General features: G+C 40.1%; 20 protein-coding genes. 12 read left to right on the top strand and 8 right to left on the bottom strand.

Translation table 11 applies throughout. The features are described from left to right. Positions 1-48 precede the first annotated feature (48 nt). From KSK37_RS05585 to KSK37_RS05530, 12 genes are all read left to right on the top strand, one after another. Positions 49-5,898, top strand: a complete 5,850-nt coding sequence (locus KSK37_RS05585; protein ID WP_217199957.1) for an alpha-2-macroglobulin family protein — start codon at positions 49-51, stop codon at positions 5,896-5,898. A 124-nt stretch (positions 5,899-6,022) separates the two neighbouring features. After that, positions 6,023-7,429 (top strand): TolC family protein, encoded by a 1,407-nt coding sequence (locus tag KSK37_RS05580; RefSeq protein WP_217199954.1) that lies wholly within the window; start codon positions 6,023-6,025, stop codon positions 7,427-7,429. A 21-nt stretch (positions 7,430-7,450) separates the two neighbouring features. Next, positions 7,451-8,410 (top strand): HlyD family secretion protein, encoded by a 960-nt coding sequence (locus tag KSK37_RS05575; protein ID WP_217199952.1) that lies wholly within the window; start codon positions 7,451-7,453, stop codon positions 8,408-8,410. A gap of 18 nt (positions 8,411-8,428) precedes the next feature. Then, positions 8,429-9,625, top strand: coding sequence for an ABC transporter permease (locus KSK37_RS05570; RefSeq protein WP_217199950.1), 1,197 nt, complete (start codon positions 8,429-8,431; stop codon positions 9,623-9,625). An 87-nt stretch (positions 9,626-9,712) separates the two neighbouring features. Next, the gene (locus KSK37_RS05565; protein ID WP_088360154.1) at positions 9,713-10,273 is read left to right on the top strand and encodes a Crp/Fnr family transcriptional regulator; all 561 of its coding nucleotides are present in this window, start codon (positions 9,713-9,715) and stop codon (positions 10,271-10,273) included. 72 nt (positions 10,274-10,345) lie between these two features. Then, positions 10,346-10,801, top strand: coding sequence for a DUF1569 domain-containing protein (locus tag KSK37_RS05560; protein ID WP_088360153.1), 456 nt, complete (start codon positions 10,346-10,348; stop codon positions 10,799-10,801). Positions 10,802-10,819: 18 nt separating this feature from the next. Further along, complete coding sequence (locus tag KSK37_RS05555) at positions 10,820-11,290, top strand: hypothetical protein (RefSeq protein WP_217199949.1); 471 nt, start codon at positions 10,820-10,822, stop codon at positions 11,288-11,290. Positions 11,291-11,292: 2 nt separating this feature from the next. Next, positions 11,293-11,694: a hypothetical protein gene (locus KSK37_RS05550; RefSeq protein WP_217199947.1), complete on the top strand. Its 402-nt coding sequence runs from the start codon at positions 11,293-11,295 to the stop codon at positions 11,692-11,694. Beyond that, a complete protein-coding gene (locus KSK37_RS05545; RefSeq protein ID WP_088360150.1) occupies positions 11,691-12,152 on the top strand; it encodes a GNAT family N-acetyltransferase in 462 nt (153 codons plus the stop codon). Before KSK37_RS05550 ends, KSK37_RS05545 begins: the two co-directional genes overlap by 4 nt. Positions 12,153-12,186: 34 nt before the next feature. Next, a complete protein-coding gene (locus KSK37_RS05540) occupies positions 12,187-12,633 on the top strand; it encodes a VOC family protein (RefSeq protein WP_088360149.1) in 447 nt (148 codons plus the stop codon). Between the two features lie 166 nt (positions 12,634-12,799). Next, entirely contained in the window at positions 12,800-13,240 is a 441-nt protein-coding gene (locus KSK37_RS05535; protein WP_246566245.1) for a DUF1801 domain-containing protein, read from the top strand. Between the two features lie 21 nt (positions 13,241-13,261). Continuing rightward, a complete protein-coding gene (locus KSK37_RS05530) occupies positions 13,262-14,017 on the top strand; it encodes an SDR family NAD(P)-dependent oxidoreductase (protein ID WP_217199945.1) in 756 nt (251 codons plus the stop codon). Positions 14,018-14,064: 47 nt separating this feature from the next. Here KSK37_RS05530 and pcaF read toward each other — a convergent pair whose 3' ends face one another. The 8 genes from pcaF to KSK37_RS05490 form a co-directional block, all read right to left on the bottom strand. Next, the gene (gene pcaF / locus KSK37_RS05525) at positions 14,065-15,282 is read right to left on the bottom strand and encodes a 3-oxoadipyl-CoA thiolase (protein WP_217199943.1); all 1,218 of its coding nucleotides are present in this window, start codon (positions 15,280-15,282) and stop codon (positions 14,065-14,067) included. 11 nt (positions 15,283-15,293) lie between these two features. Beyond that, complete coding sequence (locus tag KSK37_RS05520) at positions 15,294-15,824, bottom strand: FUSC family protein (protein WP_217199940.1); 531 nt, start codon at positions 15,822-15,824, stop codon at positions 15,294-15,296. A 24-nt stretch (positions 15,825-15,848) separates the two neighbouring features. Next, positions 15,849-17,195 carry a 3-oxoacid CoA-transferase gene (locus KSK37_RS05515; RefSeq protein ID WP_217199938.1) on the bottom strand — a complete coding sequence of 449 codons (1,347 nt, stop codon included), beginning with the start codon at positions 17,193-17,195 and terminating at the stop codon, positions 15,849-15,851. A gap of 38 nt (positions 17,196-17,233) precedes the next feature. Further along, entirely contained in the window at positions 17,234-18,013 is a 780-nt protein-coding gene (gene pcaD, locus KSK37_RS05510) for a 3-oxoadipate enol-lactonase (protein ID WP_217199936.1), read from the bottom strand. A gap of 97 nt (positions 18,014-18,110) precedes the next feature. Further along, entirely contained in the window at positions 18,111-19,040 is a 930-nt protein-coding gene (locus tag KSK37_RS05505) for a dioxygenase family protein (protein WP_217199934.1), read from the bottom strand. Between the two features lie 39 nt (positions 19,041-19,079). Then, complete coding sequence (locus tag KSK37_RS05500) at positions 19,080-19,370, bottom strand: muconolactone Delta-isomerase family protein (protein WP_088360142.1); 291 nt, start codon at positions 19,368-19,370, stop codon at positions 19,080-19,082. Positions 19,371-19,373: 3 nt separating this feature from the next. Continuing rightward, the gene (locus tag KSK37_RS05495) at positions 19,374-20,498 is read right to left on the bottom strand and encodes a muconate/chloromuconate family cycloisomerase (protein WP_088360141.1); all 1,125 of its coding nucleotides are present in this window, start codon (positions 20,496-20,498) and stop codon (positions 19,374-19,376) included. Positions 20,499-20,667: 169 nt separating this feature from the next. Beyond that, a complete protein-coding gene (locus tag KSK37_RS05490; protein ID WP_217199932.1) occupies positions 20,668-21,543 on the bottom strand; it encodes an AraC family transcriptional regulator in 876 nt (291 codons plus the stop codon). Positions 21,544-21,581: the final 38 nt, after the last annotated feature.

Below are 21,581 nucleotides of genomic sequence, written 5' to 3'. Positions count from 1 at the left end.
AACCAATAAATCGTTTTCCCATCCTATTTAAGATTTAGCACCAACTCTATGAAAAACTTTACCAGGCTTTTTACCCTATTTCTTTTTCTTTCACTTTTTTCTCCGCTTTTCGGGCAGAAATATTACGATGACCAGTGGAAAAAAGTCGCTGAAAATTACAAAACCGGAAAATACAAATCGAATCTTCCCATTATTTTAGAAATCCAGAAACAAGCCATGAAAGATGACAATGCGAATCAGTTAATACGCTCGCTGAAAGCGGAATTCAGCATTGTGAACCAAACCCGTGATGACGGAAACAACGATTCATCAAGTCAGTTTTTTAAAAAGCTTTCTTCTTTCGGTGATCAGCTGAAAGGAGAACAGAAACTGGTTTATGAGGTATTGCTGGGTCAGTTTTTTATGGATTATTATCAGAATGAATCCTGGGAAATTAACCAGCGGGCCAATATTAATAATCAGGATGTTGCCCAAATTGAAACCTGGAGTAAACTTGATTTCAAGAATTATTTAACCCAACATTTTGAAAATTTAAATAAGAAAAAAGCCGTTTTGCAAAAAATACAGCTTTCAAAATACAAAGCTATTTTCGAGGAAACTCAGGATCTGGACTATTTCCCTACTTTATTCGACTGGAATGCGGTAAATGAAATTGAATTTTTGAAAAATTCTGAACTTTTTACTCCGAATGAACTCAAAGAGAATCACCAGAAAATATTGAATATTTATGACGGACTGATCACCAGGAATTCAGGAAATTCCAAACTCTATTTTCAGCATCAGACACTGAACTATAACTGTGAATTTAACAACTGCAAGGATAAATTAGCGCTGCTTCAGGATCTTGTAAAATCAAATACAGAAGGCGATTACAAAGTTTTGATTATTGCTGAGATCATGGACGAACTTACTTCTGAACAGAAGAATCAGGACGCGCTTTCCTGGGCTGAAACTGCGAAAAAACAGTATTTAAAATCGAAATTTTCAGATAATATAAAAAACCGGGAAAACCAGATTGTAAATCCCGCCTTGTTAATTAAATATGAAACGCACACACAGGCAAATCTGCCGATACATTTGGTTGCAGAGGCGAAAAATGTTCATCAGTTTTCTTTAAATATTTATGAAGTAAAAGATGATTTTCAGAATTTTTTGAAATATGTCTCCAATCAGTATGACAAAAATATTTTCCAAAATGTGAAGAAAACGCTTGTGCGTAAAGAAACCTTCAGTCTTCAGGATTTAAAGGATTATAAAAACCACAAAACTTCGCTGGAAATTAAGCCGCTTCCTTCCGGAATTTATATGGTGGAATATGTCGTGGAAAACGCCATTCAGGAGAATTTTTATTTCATTTCCACATCTTCGCGAATTATTTATGCAAAAAAAGATGAAAGGAAATCTCTGGAAGACCAGCTGAAATTGGTGAGCCGCGAGAACGGACAGTCCATTTCTAATGAAGGTTTGAAAATCTTTGAATATTCCCGCGGAACAGGCGTGAATTCATTTAACGCAGCTTCTGATCAGTCTGCGACTTTCAAATTTCCTGTCTCCAGCGAAAAAGATTATTACCGGTATTATCTTGTTCAGCAGCCGAAAACGAACGATTTTAATTTAATTCAGGTGTATGGAAACAATTATTATCCGGAAAATGAGATCGGAAAACAGAGAGATTTGGCGCAGATTTTTTTAGACAGGGGAATTTACAGACCTGGGCAAACCGTCTATTTTAAAGTAATCAACACGAAGTTGCTGAATGAGAAAGAATCAGTTTCTCCGGGAATTTCTCAAAAAATTACGCTGTACGATGCAAATGGTGAAGAGATTTCTTCTCAGAATTTTAAAACCGGTGAATTTGGTTCGTATAGTGGAAATTTCGTTTTGCCAAACGGAAAACTGAACGGAAACTTTTCGCTGCGTATTCATGAAAACAACATCGAAAGCTACAAATCATTTCAGGTTGAAGAATACAAAAGACCAAAGTTTGAAGTCATTATCGATCCGGTGAAAGACGAATACAAGTACGGACAAACCATAGAAATCAAAGGAAAAGCGATGACTTTTTCCGGAATTCCGCTGAGCAATGCGACTGTAAATTATGAAATAAAAAAACGCAATATCCGGTGGATGTATTTTTACTGGTATCCGCGTGGAAATGATAATGAAAACTCGATTTTAGGTGACGTGAAAACCAATGAGAAAGGAGAGTTTACCATTAAACTGGATTTGAAGAAAGACGAAACTTTAGATGGAATTCAAATCGATAATTATGAAATTAATGCTTCCGTAACGGATATCAACGGTGAAACACAATCGGAAACGGCAAATGTGCGGGTAGCTTCGGTTTCCCATTACATCAAAGCCGACGATATTAAAGATACTTTTACCGATGAGAATATTAAAATAAAAGTCGAGACCAAAAACTATAACGAACAGAATTTGAAGAAAACTTATCAGGTAAAACTTTCCAAACTGGTTGCCGATGAAAGAGTTTTCAGGGATAATTTTAAAGACGAAATTCAGGATTTGCCCAAGTTTTTGAAAAGCGAGTTTGTGCAGAAATTTCCGCACGATTATTTTTCCAAAGAAGAAAAAGAGAAAGGAATTCAATCTGTCATTCTGAATGGAGCGTTGCGGAATGAAGAATCTCTTGATTTAGGGAAATTAACCGCCGGAAAATATAAACTGGAGCTTTATAATATCGAAGGAAAAGACACCATAAAAACCGAAAAAACTTTCGAAGTTTTCGATAAAAGATTCTTAACTGATTCGCAGAAACCTTTCCTGAAAGTTATTCAGCCAAAAAGTGAATTTAAAAGGACTGAAAAAGCGAAAATCTATGTTTATTCGGCTGTTCCGAATGCTTTGGTTAACATCTATGTTCAAAACGGAAACGGTGAAACTTTAACCGAACAGAAATCTTTGAAGAACGGCGTTTTGGAATATGAAGTAGCGTTCCCGAAAGATGAAAGTATCGATCAGATCAATGTACAGTTTCAGTTAGTGGCTTTTAATGATGTGCAGACGCAATCGGTTAATTTAAAGATTGCTTCCGACAAAAAACCACTACGAATTGAAACGGTGACTTTCCGCGATAAACTTCAGCCGAATTCCAAAGAAAAATGGACGGTGAAAATTCTTGGCGATGACAAAGAACGCGTCAATGCTGAAGTTTTGGCCAATATGTACGATAAATCTTTGGATCAGTTTGCAGCCAATTCTTATTCCTGGCAAAAACTGTATCAGAAATATTTCCTCATAAATTCTTATGGAATTAATGAATACCTGTCTCAGGAAAACTTCAGCAAAAGGGTGCCGTATCTAAATCAGAAAGGAGTTAATATTCCCGAATTTAATTGGTTTAATGGAGGGATTTACGGAAACCGAATGGAAGTAATGTACAGTGCGGCAGTTGCCGAACAGTCAAATGCTGTTCGAGCCAAATCTGAAATGAAATCGGTTGGGAATCCGCCGCCACCGCCGCCAAAAGCCGAACGTATGGTTGATTCCACTTCTGTTTCGGATGTGGAAGAAGTTGTGGTAACTGGACTGGGCGGGAAAAAAGAGGATTTGGGAAAAATTCCGGTTCGTCAAAACTTAAACGAAACCGCATTTTTCTACCCTAATTTATTAACTGACAAAGATGGAAATGTAACTTTTGAGTTTACTTCTCCGGAAGCATTAACACAATGGAAACTGATGTTTTTAGCCCATACCAAAGATGCAAGATCTGCAGTTTTGGAGAAAGAAGTGGTAACGCAGAAGGAGTTTTCGGTTACGCCGAATTATCCGAGATTCCTGCGTGAAGGTGACGAACTGAATCTTCAGTCGAAACTTTCAAGTTTAGTCAGTCAAAAGCTGAACGGAACGGCACAGCTTCAGATTCTGGATGCTTTTACCAATGAAGATATTTCCGGTAAATTTAGTTTGAATGAAACACAGGAAACCTTCAGTCTTGCCGAAAATGGAAATGCTGTGGTCAACTGGAAACTCAAAGTTCCGAACGATGTTTCTTCGATCATTATTAAAATTGTCGCCAAAGCCGGTAATTTCTCGGATGGTGAACAGAAAGCAATTGCTGTGTTGCCAAACAGAATGCTGGTTACCGATGCAGTTCCGATTTTCGTGAAAGAAGGTCAGACGAAAACGTTTACACTGGAAAATTTAGTCAAAAATTCTTCAACAACTGCTACAAATTTTTCCAATACTTTGGAACTGACAACCAATCCGATCTGGGAAATTATGTTTGCTTTGCCAAGTCTGAAAAACGACCAGAATAATTCAGCTGATGTTATTTTTAATAAATGGTTTGCTGATGTTTTGGCTTCTGAAATCTTTAAAGCCAATCCAAAACTGAAAACTGTTTTTGAAGAATATCAAAGCAAAGGTTTACTGACTTCAAATCTTGAAAAAAATCAGGAACTGAAACAGTTGCTTCTGGAGGAAACACCGTGGGTTTTAGATTCTAAAAATGAAACCGAGCAAATGGAAAAATTGGCGCGTCTTTTTGATGCAAATACGATGCGAAATTCCATTCAGAATGATTGGGCAGAACTGAAAAAACTGCAGAATCCGGATGGCGGTTTTTCTTGGTATCAAGGTTATCCAAGTTCGTACTATAATTCGTTGTATATTTTAAAATCTTTAGGAAAAATTAATGAATGGCTGAAAGGAAACACTGCAGATTATCAAAGTTCTGAACAGAAAGAAATGGTTTCGAAACTGATCAGTTTTGTGGATACCGAAGTGAACAAATATGGCGAAATCGACAAGAAAAACCTCGTGAATAATTATGTTTTAGATTATCTCGACACCCGAAATTATTGGGAAAAAGAATATCCTCTAAAAACCAAAGGAACTGCGCTGAAAAATGCCGTAATTTCCAAAGCGAAAACAGAAAAAATCACCGATTTTACCTTTTTTGGATTGCACCGTTTAGCGATTTTATTTGACAGTTATGGGATGAAAGATGTTTCGAAAAAATTCCTTACTTATTTAAAGGAAACCTCGACCGAAACAGAAACCCAAGGTGTTTACTGGAAACAAAATCTGAACGATTGGGGCTGGTACAATTCTAAAACTGTAAATCACGCCGGTGCATTGGAAGCGTTTAATAAACTGACTCCGAACGATACAAATTTCATTGAGGAAATGAAAATCTGGCTGATTACGCAGAAAGAAGTGAATTCATGGGGAAGTTCGCGCGGAACCGCGGAAGTGATTTTCACTATTTTAAATTCAGGAAAATCATGGACGAGTTCAGAAAGCGATAAATCAACCATTGTTTGGGGCGGAAAAGAACTTGTAAATCCGGACAAAAAAGCAACCGGATACGTGAAAAGCTCAGTGAAGGAATCTGTAATTGATAAAAATTTAGGAACGGTTACCGTCACCAAACCCGGTCCCGGAATTGTTCAGGGCGGCTTGTTCTGGCAGTATTATGAGGATCTGGACAAAATTAAATCCTCCGAATCTTACCTTTCGATCACGAAAGAACTGTATAAAAAAGTGAAAACCGTAAACGGCGAAGAGTTAATTAAAATCACAGAAAATTCACCGTTAAAAGTGGGGGATAAAGTTACCGTAAGAATGATTCTGAACACCGACAGAAATATGGAATTCATTCACCTGAAAGATATGCGTGCTGCAGGTTTTGAGCCGTTGAACGTTATTTCAGGTTATGAATGGAAAAACAGTTTGGGTTATTATCAGTCCACGAAAGATGCTTCAACAAATTTCTACATCGAAAATATGCCCAAAGGGAAGTACGTTTTCGAGTACGATTATATCTGCAACGCATCGGGAACTTTCAGCAACGGAATTACCACTTTGCAGAACTATTACGCGCCACAAATGAATGCGCATACGAAAGGCACGAAGGTCACCATTTCTGAGTAGATTATTCTCATGAATTTTTAAAACCGTTTCAGTTTTCTGAAGCGGTTTTTATTTTTTGACAAATGTCAAAGGAAACGCTTTTTAAAGACCGGAACTTTGTACCCGCAAAACAAAGAACTGAAAAATGAAAAACTTTAATAAGGCATTTTTTGCCGCCATGCTTGGTTTTCCAATGGTTTTCCGGGCGCAGACCGCACCGGATCTCCAGGAACTTGTGAATGCGGCGCTTCAAAGAGATGCTGCGATAGAACAGCAGAATTTGGATGCAAAAGCAATCGGTCTTGATCAGCAGAAACTGAAGGATGTTTTCCTTCCTAAAGTAGAAATCTCCGGTAAAGCAGGATATCTTAATGCAACCGCTGATATTAATTCCCCCGAACTTGTAGTTCCGGCAATCAAACCTGTTTTTCCGGGAATGGTTTTTCCCGAAGGCGCGCTCGATAATCAGTTCAATTTATCGGGTTTTGATGTTGCAGCAAAAGCCGAAGCTTCGGTTTTGATTTATTCCGGCGGAAAAGTAAAGTATTTGAAACAGGCATTGACGGAAAAAAATAATTCCAATCGGGCGTTGCAGGAAAAATATCAGGATGAAGTGATTACTCAGGTTTCAAAAGCGTACGATCAGTTTGCTTTGGTCACCGAATCTAAAAAAGTGCTGGATGAAAGCAAAAAACGCCTCGACATCAATAAGAAAACCGCCGAAAAAGCGTTGGGATACGGCTTAATCACGCCTTACGATTTCAAAAAAATTGAATTGGCAGAGGCAACACTCGATTCTAAAATGGTTGAATATGAAGGAAAAAGAGAACTGCTGATTACGCAGCTTTACCTTCTGACAGGAATTGAAAAAACGAGGATTGCTTTAATCAATCCAACTTTAGAAAAAATAGAATACCTGAATGGAGATCAGTCAGTAGAAAACCGCGCAGAACTGAAGGCATTTGATTTTGGGATTAAAGCCATTGATGCTAAGATTAAAGCTGAAAAAACATGGTGGATTCCCAAGGTTCAGGCAACGGCTTCCGTTTCTTATTTGGGGCTGTTCAATTCGAATGTTTCTTCTTCTAAAGATGTAATTCCCGGAATGGTGAATAGGCTTGATTCAGATTTAAAAAACACTCAGATCTTTCCGATGTTTCAGGCCGGAATTGGTTTTAAATGGGATGTTTTTGATGGCAATGAAGGGAAACACGAAATGGAAAAAGCCAGGATTGAGAGAGAAATTTTGGAAAGCAAAAAAACGGATGCAGAAAGAAAACTGCAGCTCAATTTAGCTAATAATCAAACCAATTACAATATCGCTTGGTCCCAAATTGAATTGAAGGCAAAAGCGAGACAGATTGCCAAAAATGCTTTAACGCAAGCCGAAAAGGAATTCAGATACGGTTTAATTAAATCCAGCCAGTTGATTGAAGCAGAAAATGATCTTGAAAATGCAGAACTGGAATATCAAACCGCAGTATTCAATCAAAGAAGGTCCGCCGTAGAACTGATGAAATCTACCCAAAATTTGTCCGCAGAAAAACTATAATTATAAAACAATAACATTACAATGAAAAACTATATGCTTAAATATTTCGCTCTGGCAGGATTAATCTCAGTAACTGCATGTAAGCAGGAAACTCCTCAAAAACTTATTGAAGGAAAAACCAAAAAAGAAGTTATCGCTTTCGCACCGAAAGTTACCGGAAGAATTTTGAAGATTTATGTGGAAGAAGGACAAACGGTGAAAGCTGGTGATACTTTGGCGATGCTTGATGTTCCGGAAGTTTCAGCAAAAATTGCGCAGGCAAAAGGTGCTACAGCCGCCGCATCTGCACAGGCAAGACTGGCAAAAAACGGTGCGACCCCAGATCAGCTGAAGCAGTTGAAAGCCAAGCAGAAAGGTTTGCAGCAGCAGTATGAATATGCACAGAAATCGTACAGCAGAGCACAGAATATGTACAGAGACAGTCTGCTTTCTCCCCAGAATTATGATGAAACGTATGCCAAGCTTCAGGGCGCAAAAGCCCAGTACGAAGCAGCAAATGCAGAACTGCATGATGTGGAAATGGGAACTAGATTAGAGAAAATTGACATGGCCGCGGGCCAGGAAAACCAGGCGAGAGGCGCTTTACAGGAAGCGAATGTAGCGTATTCTGAAAGATACATTATCGCAACCAACGACATGGAAATTGAAACCATCACTTTAAATGTAGGCGAACTGGCAACCGCGGGTTACGCATTGTTCAACGGGTATATTCCCAATACAACGTATTTCAGATTTACCATTCCGGAAAGTAAAATTGCTGATTATCAGAAGGGAATGACTGTGAATCTAAAATCAACTCACGGAAACAAAGAATTTGCAGGAAAAATAGTTGCGATCAGACAATTGACTAAATACGCGGATATTACCACCGCTTTCCCCGATTATCAGCCGGAAGACGCAGTATACGAAATTAAGGTAATCCCCAGTGACGTGGCACAGGCGAACAATCTGTTGGTGAATTCAAGTGTGATTTTAAAATAATTTAAAAAATCACAGGACATGAAACAGATTAAATATCTTTTGAAAAGAGAGTTCCGGTTGTTTTTTACGAACACCACCATGCTTTCGGTTTTCTTCCTTGCACCGCTTGTTTACGCGCTTTTAATCGGTTTTACCTATCAGAGTGGAAAAGTGACGGATATTCCGGTCATCGTAATTGATCAGGATAAAACTCCAACCTCACAGCAGATGGTGGATATGCTGGAAGACAATCATTCCATAAAAGTTTTGAATTATCAGGCAGAACCTGCTTCTTTAAAAGATGAGGTCATAAAAACAGAAGCCGGAGCCGTTGTCATTATTCCTGAAAGATTTGAAGCCGGTATTCTCCAAAAAAAATATCCGGAACTGAATGTGTATATCAATACTTCCAATGTACTCACAGCCAATTTTGCCTCCAAAGCGATTCAGCTGACCGTTGGAACATTTTCGGCCGGTGCGGAAATGAAGGCTTTGCAGAAAAAAGGGATGAATGCGGATCAGGCAAAAATTTCCTTTGAACCTTTCAAAGCGAATTATATTACGCTTTTCAACACCACCAGCAATTATCTGGTTTTTATGTGGCCTGCTCTGATGGCGGTGGTTTTACAGCAGGTCATTCTTTTGGCAATGGCGGTTACGTTTTCCGAAGAATTTAAAAGAGATTCTTTTGTGAAAGATTTTGCCGGAAAACAGAAATATGCCGTTCTGGTGATGGCAATTAAATGTCTGCCGGTCTGGCTTTTTTCTAATGTCAACCTCCTTATTTTTTATTGGTGCGGAGTGTATTTTAAGATCCCGATGCCGGAGAATGTATCCAATTTCTTTTTAGTAACCGCAATGTTTGTAGTAGCTTCAACCAATTTAGGGGTTTTGGTAAGTATTCTGATCCCGAATGCACTGAAGGCGACACAGATTTTGATGATTATCGCATCGCCTGCTTTCATCATCAGCGGTTTTACCTGGCCAACATACGCAATGCCTGAAATGATCACCAGATTTACAGAAATAATTCCTTTGACACCATATCTTCAGGCGATTAAAATTATGGTTGTACAGCATGGTTTAGACCAACTTACTCAGAAATATCTTTGGCATCTCTTTATCTTAGGTTGGGTGTTTTTTATTTTGGGTTGGGTGGCACTGAAGATCAAAATTAAAATCTTATTCAAAGAATATCATTTATCTGCTGATACCGAAAAAGGTATTGAGGAGTAAAAAAAATAGTTTTTCATGTTCTTGTGAAGGGCGTTCCCATATTTTTGGGGCGCTCTTTTTTCTTACTTTTGTTTAAATTTTTATTGAATGACCATCATTGAGCACCTTAGGCAGCATATAAAACTGGATACCGAAATTGAAAGATTTTTAAAGGAGGAATGTGAGTTTAAAGTGTATCGGAAAGGTGAGCTTCTGAGCCACCAGAATCAGTATAACCGAACAGTATTTTTCGTTGAAAAAGGCTTACTGCGGATGTTTTACTATGAAAACGGAAAGGATATCACCACTAATTTTTATTCCGAAGGAAAACTCACGGCGAATATTGATACCCTTTTTAAGGATCAGCCCACAAGGTACAATATTGAAACGCTTGAAAAATCCGAAATCGTTACTTGTAACTTTCAGAAGCTTGAAGAATTCTGCTCGGTTTCTCTCACTTTTGCCAATTTCAGCCGATATATTCTGGGAAATCTGATGATACAGATGTCGAACAGAATTTCTTCCCTCCAGTATATGACTGCCAAAGAAAAATACGCGCAGCTGATGGCGGAAAATCCTGATATTATTTTGCGCGCTCCGCTGGGGATGATAGCAAGTTATCTTGGGATTTCTCAGGAAACTTTAAGCAGAATAAGAAGTGAAAAATAATTTTTGAGGTGTTATTACCACTTGTTTTCCAAATTGCTTAACTTTGATTTTCTCTAAATATACTTGAAAACCATGCAGAACATTTTCGACGCCAAAGACGCCCAGAATTACATCGACAGAATCAACAGCCTTACTCCGGAAACTCCAGGAAAATGGGGGACAATGAGCGTGGATCAGGTGCTCGCTCATCTCAATGTGGCTTATGAAACTATTTACGAACAGGAAAAACATCCGAAGCCCAATTTCATTGCAGGATTTCTGTTAAAAAACTTCGTGAAATCAAAAACCGTGAACGAGCTTCCATATAAACAGAATCTTCCTACGGGACCAATGTTTATCATCAAAGGAAACAAAAATTTCGAGGAAGAAAAAAAACGGCTGATCGGTTTTATTCAGAAAACACAGCAGCTGGGAAGAGAAGCTTTCGATGGTAAAATGTCACATTCTTTCGGGAAACTTACCGCCCAGGAATGGAACAACATGCTGGCGAAACACCTTAATCACCATTTGGATCAGTTTGGAGTTTAAAGCCTTAAACAACACAAAATGAAAAAATATTTGCTCCTTTTTTTGGTCTTCAGTTCTTTCGCATTTTCTCAGATGCCCAATATTGCTGAGGTCTGGCTGAATAAATCCCAGCCTTACACCGGAACGATTGGCGGTGATAAAGAGCCGATTAAAGTGAAAATCAAGATTTCTGAGCAGAACCGTAAAAATGATCAGGAGTATTTCGTTTCCGGTTACTCGCTGGTGGAAAATAATTATTCCAAATTTGAAGGAAAACTGAAAATCACCCAATATAAAGACGGTAAAAAAAGAAGTACCGTTTTCGGTGAATATGAGCTGGCCGAAGAACCTAATGGAAAACATTCAGGTATACTGAAAGGAAAATTTATTTATACCTTTATCTGGGACAGAAAGACAGAAAAAATCGGACAGCAGTACATCGAATTCATCGGCGACTGGACAAATTATGACGGAACACTACATTTTAAAACCAACTGGAAAAACCAATAATAATGCTAAGACAGATATTTGCCGTGATAGCAGGGATTGTAGCCACTTCCATCATCGTGGGAATTGTACAGTATATCGGTCACATGCTTTATCCGCTGCCGGCCGGAAGCAACAGCAATGATCCCGAAGTCATCCGTAAATATGTAGAAACAGCACCGTTTATGGCACTTTTCTTTGTAATTATTTCCTACGCTGCCGGAGCAGTTTGCGGAGGTTTTGTAGCAAGTAAAATCGCAAGGGACAGCAGTCGCGCACCGGTTTTCATCCTCGGGGCTGTATTTGTTTTAATTTCGGTTTATATGATGGTTACGATTCCGTCGCCATTCTGGTTCTCGATTTTAGGGATCGGAGCATGGGGACTCGTGTTTGTTGGCAGGGATCTCACTCAAAAAAGAAGGTTATGAAAATAGAAATTGTCGGTTTTGAACCGAAATACAGAGAAGATTTTAAAAATCTGAATGTGGAATGGCTTCAGAAGTATTTTGTGGTCGAGCCATTCGATGCACATCAGCTTTCCAATCCTGAAACAGAAATCCTTGAAAAAGGCGGCAGAATTTATCTTGCAAAAGCTGGAGACAAGATTGTTGGAACAGCTTCTTTACTAAAAGAGCACGGTGTTTATGAGCTTGCGAAAATGGCTGTAACCGAAGAGTTTAAAGGCCGCGGAATCGGAAAACTTCTCATGACGCACTGTATTGAAGAAGCAAAGAAATTGGGAACAGAGAAAGTGATTTTACTTTCCAACCGAAGTTTAACTCCCGCCATTGAAATGTATAAAAAGTTCGGTTTCACTGAAGTTCCGGTAGACGCCGAAACGCCTTACGAGAGATGTAATATCAAAATGGAACTTTCTCTCCAATAAACAAATCAAAAAACAAACAATAAAAATAAGAACTATGGCACAGGTAAATGCGTATTTAACATTCGACGGCAACTGCGAAGAAGCCTTCAATTTTTACAAATCCGTTTTCGGCGGAGAATTCCCGATGATCGGGAAATTCGGAGATATGCCTCCACAGGAAGGAATGCCGCCAATGTCGGAAGAAATTAAAAACCGGGTGATGCACGTAACGCTGCCGATTTCTCAGGAAACAATCCTGATGGGAAGCGATACAATGCCCGGCATGCACGACCACAAAGCTGGAAATAACATTTCACTTTCCATCAACACGGATTCCAAGGAAGAAGCAGAGCGCCTTTTCAACGGGCTTTCTGAAGGCGGAAACGTAACAATGCCGCTTGCCGACACGTTTTGGGGCGCCTATTTTGGTATGTGGACCGATAAATTCGGTATCAACTGGATGGTGAATTACGATGATCCTGCGAAAGTACAGTCACATTAATTTATTTTAGGAGCAGGACAGTTCCCGCTTTTTCCGGCGGCTAGGTCCCGCTTTCCGTTACAATCTTTTTTCAGCGGCGGCTTTGCCGCCGCTGAAAAAAGGATTTCCACTGCAATCGGGGGCTAGGATGAAGCCCCGTTTTTCTTCCGGAATGATAAAAAAATAGATGATATCCGAAAATAAAACAAAACCCACAGCACTCAGCGTTGAAGAGTTTATTCTGAGCTCCGACGAAAAGAAACAGAAAGACAGTTTTGAACTCGTCAGCATCATGGAAGAACTTTCCGGCGAGAAAGCCACCATGTGGGGACCGTCCATCATCGGTTTCGGTTCTTACCATTACCAATATGAAAGTGGGCGTGAAGGTGATATGTGCAGGATCGGATTTTCTCCCAGAAAGTCAGCATTCTCTTTGTACATTACGAATTGCGGTTCGGAAAAAGAGAGTAAGCTGGTAGAGGATTTAGGAAAAATAAAAAAGGGAAACGGCGGATGCATTTATTTCAAAAAGCTCGATGAGTTAGATAAAGATGTTCTTAAGAATCTCATCACAGAATCTTTGAAATCTGCCAAAAAAAAAATGGGGCTAAAATATAATGGTCAGTAACATAAATTTAAAATTTATAATATGAGCAAAATAGCATTAGTAACAGGAGCCAGCCGCGGTTTGGGAAAAGATATGGCATTAAGTCTCGCCAAAAAAGGAATTGACGTTATTTTCACCTACCATTCGAAAGGAGATGAAGCAGCCCAAACTGCCCTCGAAATAGAAAAATTGGGCCAAAAGACCGCTTTTCTTCAGTTAAGTATGGATAATCAGTCTGGTTTTGAAGATTTCTTTAAGAATGTAGAAAAAGTTCTTAACGAAAAATTTAGCGGTCAGAAAATAGATTTTCTCATCAACAACGCCGGAATCGGTTTGCGCACAATTTTAGGTGAAACTGATGAAAAAACTTTCGATACTCTGATGAACGTTCATGTGAAAAGCCCATATTTTTTTACCCAAAGTATGCTCAAGTATATGAATGACGGCGGTGGAATTATCAATATAGGAAGCGGCTTGTCGCGGTTTTCGATGGTTGGCAATTCGGTATATGCAAGTTTTAAAGCGGCGATCACGACCATGACCAAATACTGGGCGATGGAAATCGGAAAAAGGCAAATCCGTGTAAATACCGTTGCGCCCGGAGCTATTGAAACCGATTTTGGTGGTGGCACCGTTCGCGACAATAAAGAAATCAATAAACACATTGCCGAAAATACTGCCCTAGGAAGAGTCGGACTTCCCGAAGATATCGGTTCTGTGGTTGCATTTCTCTGTACGGAAGACTCGAAATGGATTAACGGACAGAGGATTGAAGTTTCCGGAGGTATTAACTTATAAAAAAAAACTGCTGAATTTTCAGCAGTTTTTTATTTTATGAATGTTCTTTAAATATTCGGGTTTTCAAGAATCACCGCGTAGCCTTGTCCAACACCGATACACATTGTAGCCAATGCATATTTTTTGCCGGTTTTATTCAGTTCCAAAGCCGCAGAATAGGTAATCCGCGTACCGCTCATTCCAAGCGGGTGACCAAGTGCAATTGCACCGCCGTTCACATTTACTCTTGCATCGTCGTTTGCGATTCCAAGTTCCTTCAGACACGCTATACTTTGCGCCGCGAAGGCTTCGTTCAGTTCGATGATATCAATTTGGTCTAAAGTGAGATTGGCTCTTTTTAATGCCAGTTTTGTAGCGTCAACAGGTCCGATTCCCATAATTCGGGGTTCAACTCCCACAACGGCGGAACTTACGATTTTCGCTAAAGGTTTCAGTCCGTAATTTTTTACCGCGTCATCTGAAGCAATGAGCACTGCAGCGGCACCGTCATTTAATCCCGAAGCATTTCCTGCAGTTACGGTTCCGTTTTCTTTAATAAAAGCTGCTCTCAATTTTCCTAAACCTTCCATTGTGGAATTGGGTTTGATGAATTCGTCTTTGTTGATAATGAGCGAATCGCCTTTTCTCTGAGGAATCGCGATATCAGAAATTTCTTCTGCCAATCTTCCGGATTCCTGCGCTTTTTTTGCTTTCATTTGAGAATTCAAAGCGAATTCATCCTGTTCCTCGCGTGATATTTTATAGATTTCAGCAAGGTTTTCCGCGGTTTTGCCCATGGCTTCTGTTCCGTACATTTTTTCCATCTGCGGATTGACAAAACGCCATCCGAAACTCGAATCGTACATCTTAGAATCAGTTCCAAAAGCGCTTTCTGCCTTTGAAATCGCGTAAGGTGCGCGTGACATTCCTTCCACGCCGCCGGCAATAAAAAGATCACCTTCGCCGGATTTTATCGCTCTCATCGCCTGAGCAATTGAGCTCATTCCTGATGCACAAAGCCTGTTCACGGTTTCTCCCGGAACATTGGTTGGAAGTCCGGCCAAAAGCAGAGCCATTCTTGCAACGTTTCTGTTATCTTCTCCGGCCTGATTGGCGCAGCCGATAATCACGTCATCAATTTTATCCAAAGGTAATTCCGGATTTTTGGCTACAAGGCTTTTAATCACGGAAGCCATCAGGTCATCTGTTCTTACTGGTGCTAAACTTCCTTTGAAATTTCCAATGGCAGAACGGGTTCCGTCGATAATATATGCTTCTTTATTCATTTTTTTTAAATTTAATTTTTATTACTGGTGTGGTATTCCAGATCCAGTATTTTGCGGTGCACAAATTTAATCATAAAAGCGGTGGAAACGGTCACCAGCAAACCGATTATGCAGCCGATGAATACCGAAACGAACCTTTCCACCGGTGCCATAAAACTTTCGTCCGGCCGCTCCATCAAAACGATGATGATCGCAACAATGGCGCTCCGCGACACATTCAGCAGATTAAACAGTTTGCAGATCAGCGCTGCCGCTGTAATTCCGATCAGAATTTTAAAATACACCTCAATCGGGAGTGAAAATACAATAATTCCGGATAATGCACCGATAAAATTAGCTTTCACCCGCTCAATGGATAATCTTTTCGAATCTTTGCCCTCCGGAGAAATGACCAGCAGAATAGAAAGCAAGGCCCAAAAAAGATCAAACCCCGGAAAGGTTTTTAGTAAAAAATACCCAATAGAAAATCCAATGATACACCGGATGATATAAATTAAAATCGGTGAAAAAAGAAAAGCTCTTATTTTGTTTGATTTCTGCAATTGTGTGATTTAATCCACCAATTTTTACGAAAGATTTTCAATGAATTTTGCGGGAGTTTTTTCCCGAACTTCTTCTAATGTTGCGCCGGGCATTACTTCAGTTAAAGTAAGTTTTCCGTCAATATAACTGAAAACTGCAAGGTCAGTAATCACCACATCAACAGATTTTAAAGCGGTTAAAGGTAAATCGCAGACCGGAACTATTTTCGAGGTTCCGTCTCTTTCCGTATGCATCATCGTGATGATGAGTTTTTTCGCGCCCGAAGCCAGATCCATTGCGCCGCCAACTCCTAAAAGCGGTTCGCCCGGAACAGCCCAGTTAGCAAGATTTCCAGCTTCGTCCACCTGAAGACCGCCCATCACGGCGGTATCAATATGCCCACCGCGGATCATCGCGAAAGAGTCGGTGCTGTCGAAATAGCTGGTTCCCGGAAGTGCTGTAACGGGGATTTTTCCTGCATTCACGGGATAATCCATTGCGCCGCCGCCATCTTCAGGAACAGGACCAACACCCAACATTCCGTTTTCTGTATGAAGAATGATTCCGTGTTCTTCGGTGATTAAATCAGCAACTAAGGTTGGAATTCCGATGCCCAAATTCACTACTTCACCTTTCTGAAGCTCGGCTAAAGCGCGTTTTGCCATATTCATTCTTTTTTCCGAAACGACTTTTGATTTGCTTACCGAACCTGAACTTCCAAGTTCTTCCAAAGTCGTATGCGCCTGAACCAAATAATCGATATAACAGCCTTGTGTGTGAATATTTTCAGCGGCAATTTCGCCAACGGCAACAATTTCTTCCACTTCTGCAATCACCAGATCAGCGGCAGTTGCGAAAGCACGGTTAAAATTCTGCTCCGTCATTCTGTACTGAAGATTTCCGGCAGTGTCTGCTTTCCAGGCGCGGATAAAGGCTACATTTCCTCGGATCCCGGGAACGAAAACCATTTCTTTTCCGTTGATGATTTTGGTTTCTTTTCCTTTGGCAATTTCGGTTCCGGCAGAAGTTACGGTATAAAAACCGCCAATTCCTGCGCCGCCTGCGCGAATCGCTTCTGCGAGCGTTCCCTGTGGAATGAGTTCATATTCCACATCGCCGTTTTGGGCTGCTTTTACGGCTTCCGGGTTTGAAGTGAAAAAGGAGCCGATCATTTTTTTTATCTGTCCGTTTCGTAAAAGCCGGCCACCGCCTAAACCCGGTTCGCCAACATTATTTCCGATGAAAGTAAGGCTTTTAGTTTCTGTTTCCGCCAAAGCGTGCATCAGGTGAACCGGATTTCCGGTCATCCCGAAACCGCCCTGTAAAAGGGTGTCACCGTCTTTTACCAACGCTGCGGCTTCCTGTGGTGTAATTTGTGGAACGTGTTTCATTTTACTTTTTTTATATTTAATGCAAACTGCATATTTCGTTATTGATTTAAAAACTGAATGACTGCGCTGTTGAATTCGGTTGGTTTTTCGAAGTTGGAAAGATGACAGGTTTCCAGAATGACATGTTCAGCATTTCTGATATTCGTCTGTAGGAAATCGCCGTCTTCAACGGTGGTTACTTCATCGTATTTTCCTGAAATAATAAGGGTAGGAATGCTGATTTTGGAAAGGTCATTTCTGAAATCGGCATCGCGGACCATTGCGCAGTTGGAAATGTATCCTAGCAAAGGTGTCTCATCAAAATTTTTCAGAATTCCATCCACTTCATTTTTGTGATTTTTATTGAAGCTTTCCGTAAACCATCTTTCGGCAGTTGCTTCAAGAATCGAAGAAAGTCCGTTTTCGGATACGCTTTTGATCCGGCTGTTCCAGCCTTCACCGGTACCGATTTTGGCTGCGGTATTGGAAATAATTAATTTTTTAATTCTTCCTTCACCATTTAAAGCAAGCCACTGACCGATTAGTCCGCCCATTGAAATTCCACAGAAATAAAAATAATGAATTCCTAAAAATTCAGTGAGTTGTAAAATATCGTTTCCTAGAAGTTCAGCACTGTAATCGCCCTCCGTTACTTCGCTTTTTCCGTGTCCGCGGGTATCGTAAAACAGAATATTGAAATGTTTTGAAATCTCCTCATGCTGTTTTTTCCACATCGAAAAATTGGTTCCCAATGAATTTGAAAATACAAGCGTATTCTCGTGGCCGTAATCTTCAAAACGATAGTTGATTTCTGTGTTATTTACTTTTGCTGAAGGCATTTAATTAAATTTTTTGTCTTTCAAAATTGAAAAAACCAAACAAACTCTACATCCGGAAATGAAGAGTCTGTCTGAAGATTAGATTGATTTCAAACTGTTATGATGCGAGTGCTCTCGTTCTGTGATTTTCGCCGTTATCATGAATTGCTTCTTCTTTCACAATAGTGAAATTGAAAAATGAATGTGCGTAAGCTTCGTCTCCGTAACCATTAGCGACAGCTTCTTCCGCGGAATGTCTGGTAATTTTAGGTACCAAATCTGCTTTCGTTGCAAAAGCAAAATCTTCAAAAATTAAAGGATCTCCTTCGATATTGATCTGGGTAGTCAGTTTTCTGTAACCCGGCGCTGTAACGAAGAAGTGGATATGCGCAGGTCGGCTTCCGTGTCTTCCCAAAAGCGTCATCATTTTATCGGTTGCGCTTCCGGGCGGACATGAATATCCCGGTGGAACAACGGTTTTGAACTTATATTTTCCATCAGCTCCAATTCTGATGGCTCTTCTTAAATTGTATTCAGACTGACTTGTATCGAAATAAGAATACATTCCATGTTCGTTGCAGTGCCAGACTTCCAGCAAAGCGCCTTCTACAGGATTTCCGTCAACATCTTTTACGGTTCCTTCCATATAGAATCTTTCCAGATTACGGTTTTCTTCAGGATTGTTTTCCAGTTCCGCGTAAGATTCAGTTTCCGGAGAGCCCGCAACATAAAGGGGTCCTTCGATGGTTCTCGGTGTTACATTATGTAATCCTGACTCCTGGTCTTCATGATCCATCATATCATCCATAAACTTCTCGATTCCCAAACCTGCGAAAAGCAATCCCCATTCGTTATTCTGCCCAACCGTTTTCAGATAATCTGCTGCGTGCCACATTTCCTCCGAAGTAATATTAAGGTCGACCATTGCATAAAAAAGGTCTTTCAGAAGACGGTTTGTAATTTCTTTTACTCTCTCATTGCCCTGTCCGGCTTTTTCCTGACTTGTGATTACCGCCAATACGGCATCTATCTGTTCTCTTGTCATCATGATTTTTAAATTTATTTGAATTGATATTGTTGTTAAATTTTAGAGAAGTGTTTCGCGCAAAGCGTTCGGGTGTTTGCAGACACTGGTTACTTTGATGGTCATGTAAGGGAAAAGTGGGAGGGAACTCAGGATTTCATGAAGTTCATCCGGACTTTCTACTTCCAGAACACTGATGTTGGAATATCTGCCCGCAACGCGCCAGAGATATTTCCATTTCCCGGAATTCTGCCACTTTTGGGAAGTTTCCTGTTCTCTCTGCATGAAAGATTTTTTTTTGTCTTCGTCCCAGGTTTCGGGGATGTGAACATCCATTTCTACTACGTATACCATGATTTATTTTCTTTTGTAATGATTCAGTTTATCTTCGTCCACTTCGATTCCTAATCCGGGACCTTTCGGTAGTTCGAGTTTGCAGTCTTTAAATACCATCGGATTGGTGACGATATCGTCGGTCAAAAGCATCGGTCCAAAAAGTTCGGTTCCCCAGCTTAAATTGGTAAAAGTGCTGAAAATATGCGCCGATGCTACGGAACCAATTGTTCCTTCAAGCATGGTTCCGCCGTAAAGACCGATGTCAGAAGCTTCTGCCATACCGGCGATTTTTGCAGCGTTATAAAGTCCTCCAGTCTTCATGATTTTAATAGCGAAAACACTTCCGCCGCGGATTTTACAGAGTTTCATTGCGTCTTCGGTTGTCGCCACGGCTTCATCTGCCATAATGGGAACGTGGAAATATTCTGTAAGCCGCGCCAGTCCGTCGAAATTTGTTTTAATGATAGGCTGTTCAATTAAATCGATGCCGTTGTCCTGCAGAACTTTAATCCAGATTTTTGCGGTGTATTCATTCCAGGCCTGGTTGATATCCACGGTAATTCTGATGTTTTCGCCCAGGGCTTTTTTTATGGCAACTACATGCACTACGTCTTTTTTGGGTTCGTTGCTTCCTATCTTTAATTTAAAAGTATCGTGACGGTTAATTTTAATCAGGTGTTTAGCTTCTTCAATGTCCTTTTCGGTATTCCCGCTGGCTAAAGTCCACAAAACAGGAAGTTTGGAATTAATGGAACCTCCGAAAAGTTCAGCGACAGAAACACCGAGACGTTTTCCCTGTGAATCGAGTAAAGCGGTTTCAATACCGGCTTTTGTGAAGGTATTTCCTTTTACATTCCGGTTAATTTCGTGCATCAATACATTAATATTGGTAGCATCTTTTCCGATTAATAATGGTGAAATATACTGATCAACAGTCAGCTTCATGGATTCCGGGGATTCCGGTCCATAGGTCATTCCGCCGATCGTTGTAGATTCTCCCCAACCGATAATACCGTCTGTGGAAGTGATTTTAATAATCACCATCGTCTGCTTCATCATCGTCGCCATTGAAAGTTTGTGCGGACGGATGGTTGGTAAATCTATAATTGAGGCTTCAACGCTGAGAATTGCCGGATTTTTTTCCATTAATATTCGGGTGATATTGAGTTAAACTTCTGGTAATGAATCTGTAAACCGAAGTTACCAATATCTGAAATGATGGAATAGGATTTTTTCAGCAATTAGTAGGATTTCTTGCAAATAGCTGAAGAAATGCGGTGTGGAATTACGAATACGACGCGGATAAGGAGTGCATTTAATTAAAGTTTGAACGGTACTGTTTTGGGGTCTGTCCGGTTTTCTGCTTGAAAAGTCTCGCAAAATAACTCGGATCATCAATGTCGAACTGATAGGAAACTTCAGAAATGCTGAATTCGGGATTCTTTAAGGTTGATTTAATATTAAGGATAAGGAAATCCAGAATAACCTCTTTGGGCGATTTCCCCGAAATGGCCTTGCAGATCTGACTTAAAGCTGCGACCGTAATTCCCAGTTCCGACGAGTAATCTTCAACTCTTTTCTTAATGGAATTGTTCTCCTGAACCAGTTTTTTGAAATTCCGGAAAACTGTTCTTTCATTTTGGTTCAGCGTGTGAATTACCGTCTGGTTGGAATTATTGATTCTGTATAGCCGCAACAAAAGCATTCCCACAAGATATTGAAGCGCCAAATCTTTTCCCGGAAGTGCATTATTATACTCAAAAACGCATTTGTGAATGGTATTGTAAGCGTCTTCCACCAATTGGTTTTTCTGGCTGATTTCGGTGATGCTGATGGTATCGAGCTCGTAAATCACTTCCACATCAAACTTCAGCATCTGCTCGACAGCGTTTGCGGAAAGTGAAATTAAATATCCTTTAGAACCGGGTTCAAACTCAAGGCCATGAAAAACCGACTGGGGAATCGTAATAATAGAAGGTTTTTCTACGATAAAATGTTCGTTATTCGCCAAAAGCTCAACTTTTCCTTTTTCAAGAACGAAGATTTGAAAAAGATTGCGGTGCGCGTGGGTTTTTACGGAATACCTAATCCGCGAGAACATCTCATCAAGTGAGACGATGTTGATGATTTCTCGTACCAGCTTGATGTGATTTTCACCAAAAATTCCGTTGTAATAAACCTTTTGAGACATTTCTTAAAATTACAAAAAATTAAGAATATGAAAATGGT

The organism is Kaistella soli (genome assembly GCF_019038595.1).
GTDB lineage: Bacteria > Bacteroidota > Bacteroidia > Flavobacteriales > Weeksellaceae > Kaistella > Kaistella soli.
Note: the sequence above shows the minus strand (reverse complement) of the source record. Positions and strands in the feature narration are given on the sequence as shown.

Coding starts and splice junctions, on each gene's coding strand:
- KSK37_RS05560 (WP_088360153.1), top strand. CDS start 10,346: ATGCAGAACATTTTCGACGCCAAAGACGCCCAGAATTACATCGACAGA.
- KSK37_RS05565 (WP_088360154.1), top strand. CDS start 9,713: ATGACCATCATTGAGCACCTTAGGCAGCATATAAAACTGGATACCGAA.
- KSK37_RS05535 (WP_246566245.1), top strand. CDS start 12,800: ATGATATCCGAAAATAAAACAAAACCCACAGCACTCAGCGTTGAAGAG.
- KSK37_RS05550 (WP_217199947.1), top strand. CDS start 11,293: ATGCTAAGACAGATATTTGCCGTGATAGCAGGGATTGTAGCCACTTCC.
- KSK37_RS05495 (WP_088360141.1), bottom strand. CDS start 20,498: ATGGAAAAAAATCCGGCAATTCTCAGCGTTGAAGCCTCAATTATAGAT.
- KSK37_RS05530 (WP_217199945.1), top strand. CDS start 13,262: ATGAGCAAAATAGCATTAGTAACAGGAGCCAGCCGCGGTTTGGGAAAA.
- KSK37_RS05575 (WP_217199952.1), top strand. CDS start 7,451: ATGAAAAACTATATGCTTAAATATTTCGCTCTGGCAGGATTAATCTCA.
- KSK37_RS05555 (WP_217199949.1), top strand. CDS start 10,820: ATGAAAAAATATTTGCTCCTTTTTTTGGTCTTCAGTTCTTTCGCATTT.
- KSK37_RS05570 (WP_217199950.1), top strand. CDS start 8,429: ATGAAACAGATTAAATATCTTTTGAAAAGAGAGTTCCGGTTGTTTTTT.
- KSK37_RS05505 (WP_217199934.1), bottom strand. CDS start 19,040: ATGATGACAAGAGAACAGATAGATGCCGTATTGGCGGTAATCACAAGT.
- KSK37_RS05515 (WP_217199938.1), bottom strand. CDS start 17,195: ATGAAACACGTTCCACAAATTACACCACAGGAAGCCGCAGCGTTGGTA.
- KSK37_RS05490 (WP_217199932.1), bottom strand. CDS start 21,543: ATGTCTCAAAAGGTTTATTACAACGGAATTTTTGGTGAAAATCACATC.
- pcaF (WP_217199943.1), bottom strand. CDS start 15,282: ATGAATAAAGAAGCATATATTATCGACGGAACCCGTTCTGCCATTGGA.
- KSK37_RS05585 (WP_217199957.1), top strand. CDS start 49: ATGAAAAACTTTACCAGGCTTTTTACCCTATTTCTTTTTCTTTCACTT.
- KSK37_RS05545 (WP_088360150.1), top strand. CDS start 11,691: ATGAAAATAGAAATTGTCGGTTTTGAACCGAAATACAGAGAAGATTTT.
- pcaD (WP_217199936.1), bottom strand. CDS start 18,013: ATGCCTTCAGCAAAAGTAAATAACACAGAAATCAACTATCGTTTTGAA.
- KSK37_RS05540 (WP_088360149.1), top strand. CDS start 12,187: ATGGCACAGGTAAATGCGTATTTAACATTCGACGGCAACTGCGAAGAA.
- KSK37_RS05500 (WP_088360142.1), bottom strand. CDS start 19,370: ATGGTATACGTAGTAGAAATGGATGTTCACATCCCCGAAACCTGGGAC.
- KSK37_RS05580 (WP_217199954.1), top strand. CDS start 6,023: ATGAAAAACTTTAATAAGGCATTTTTTGCCGCCATGCTTGGTTTTCCA.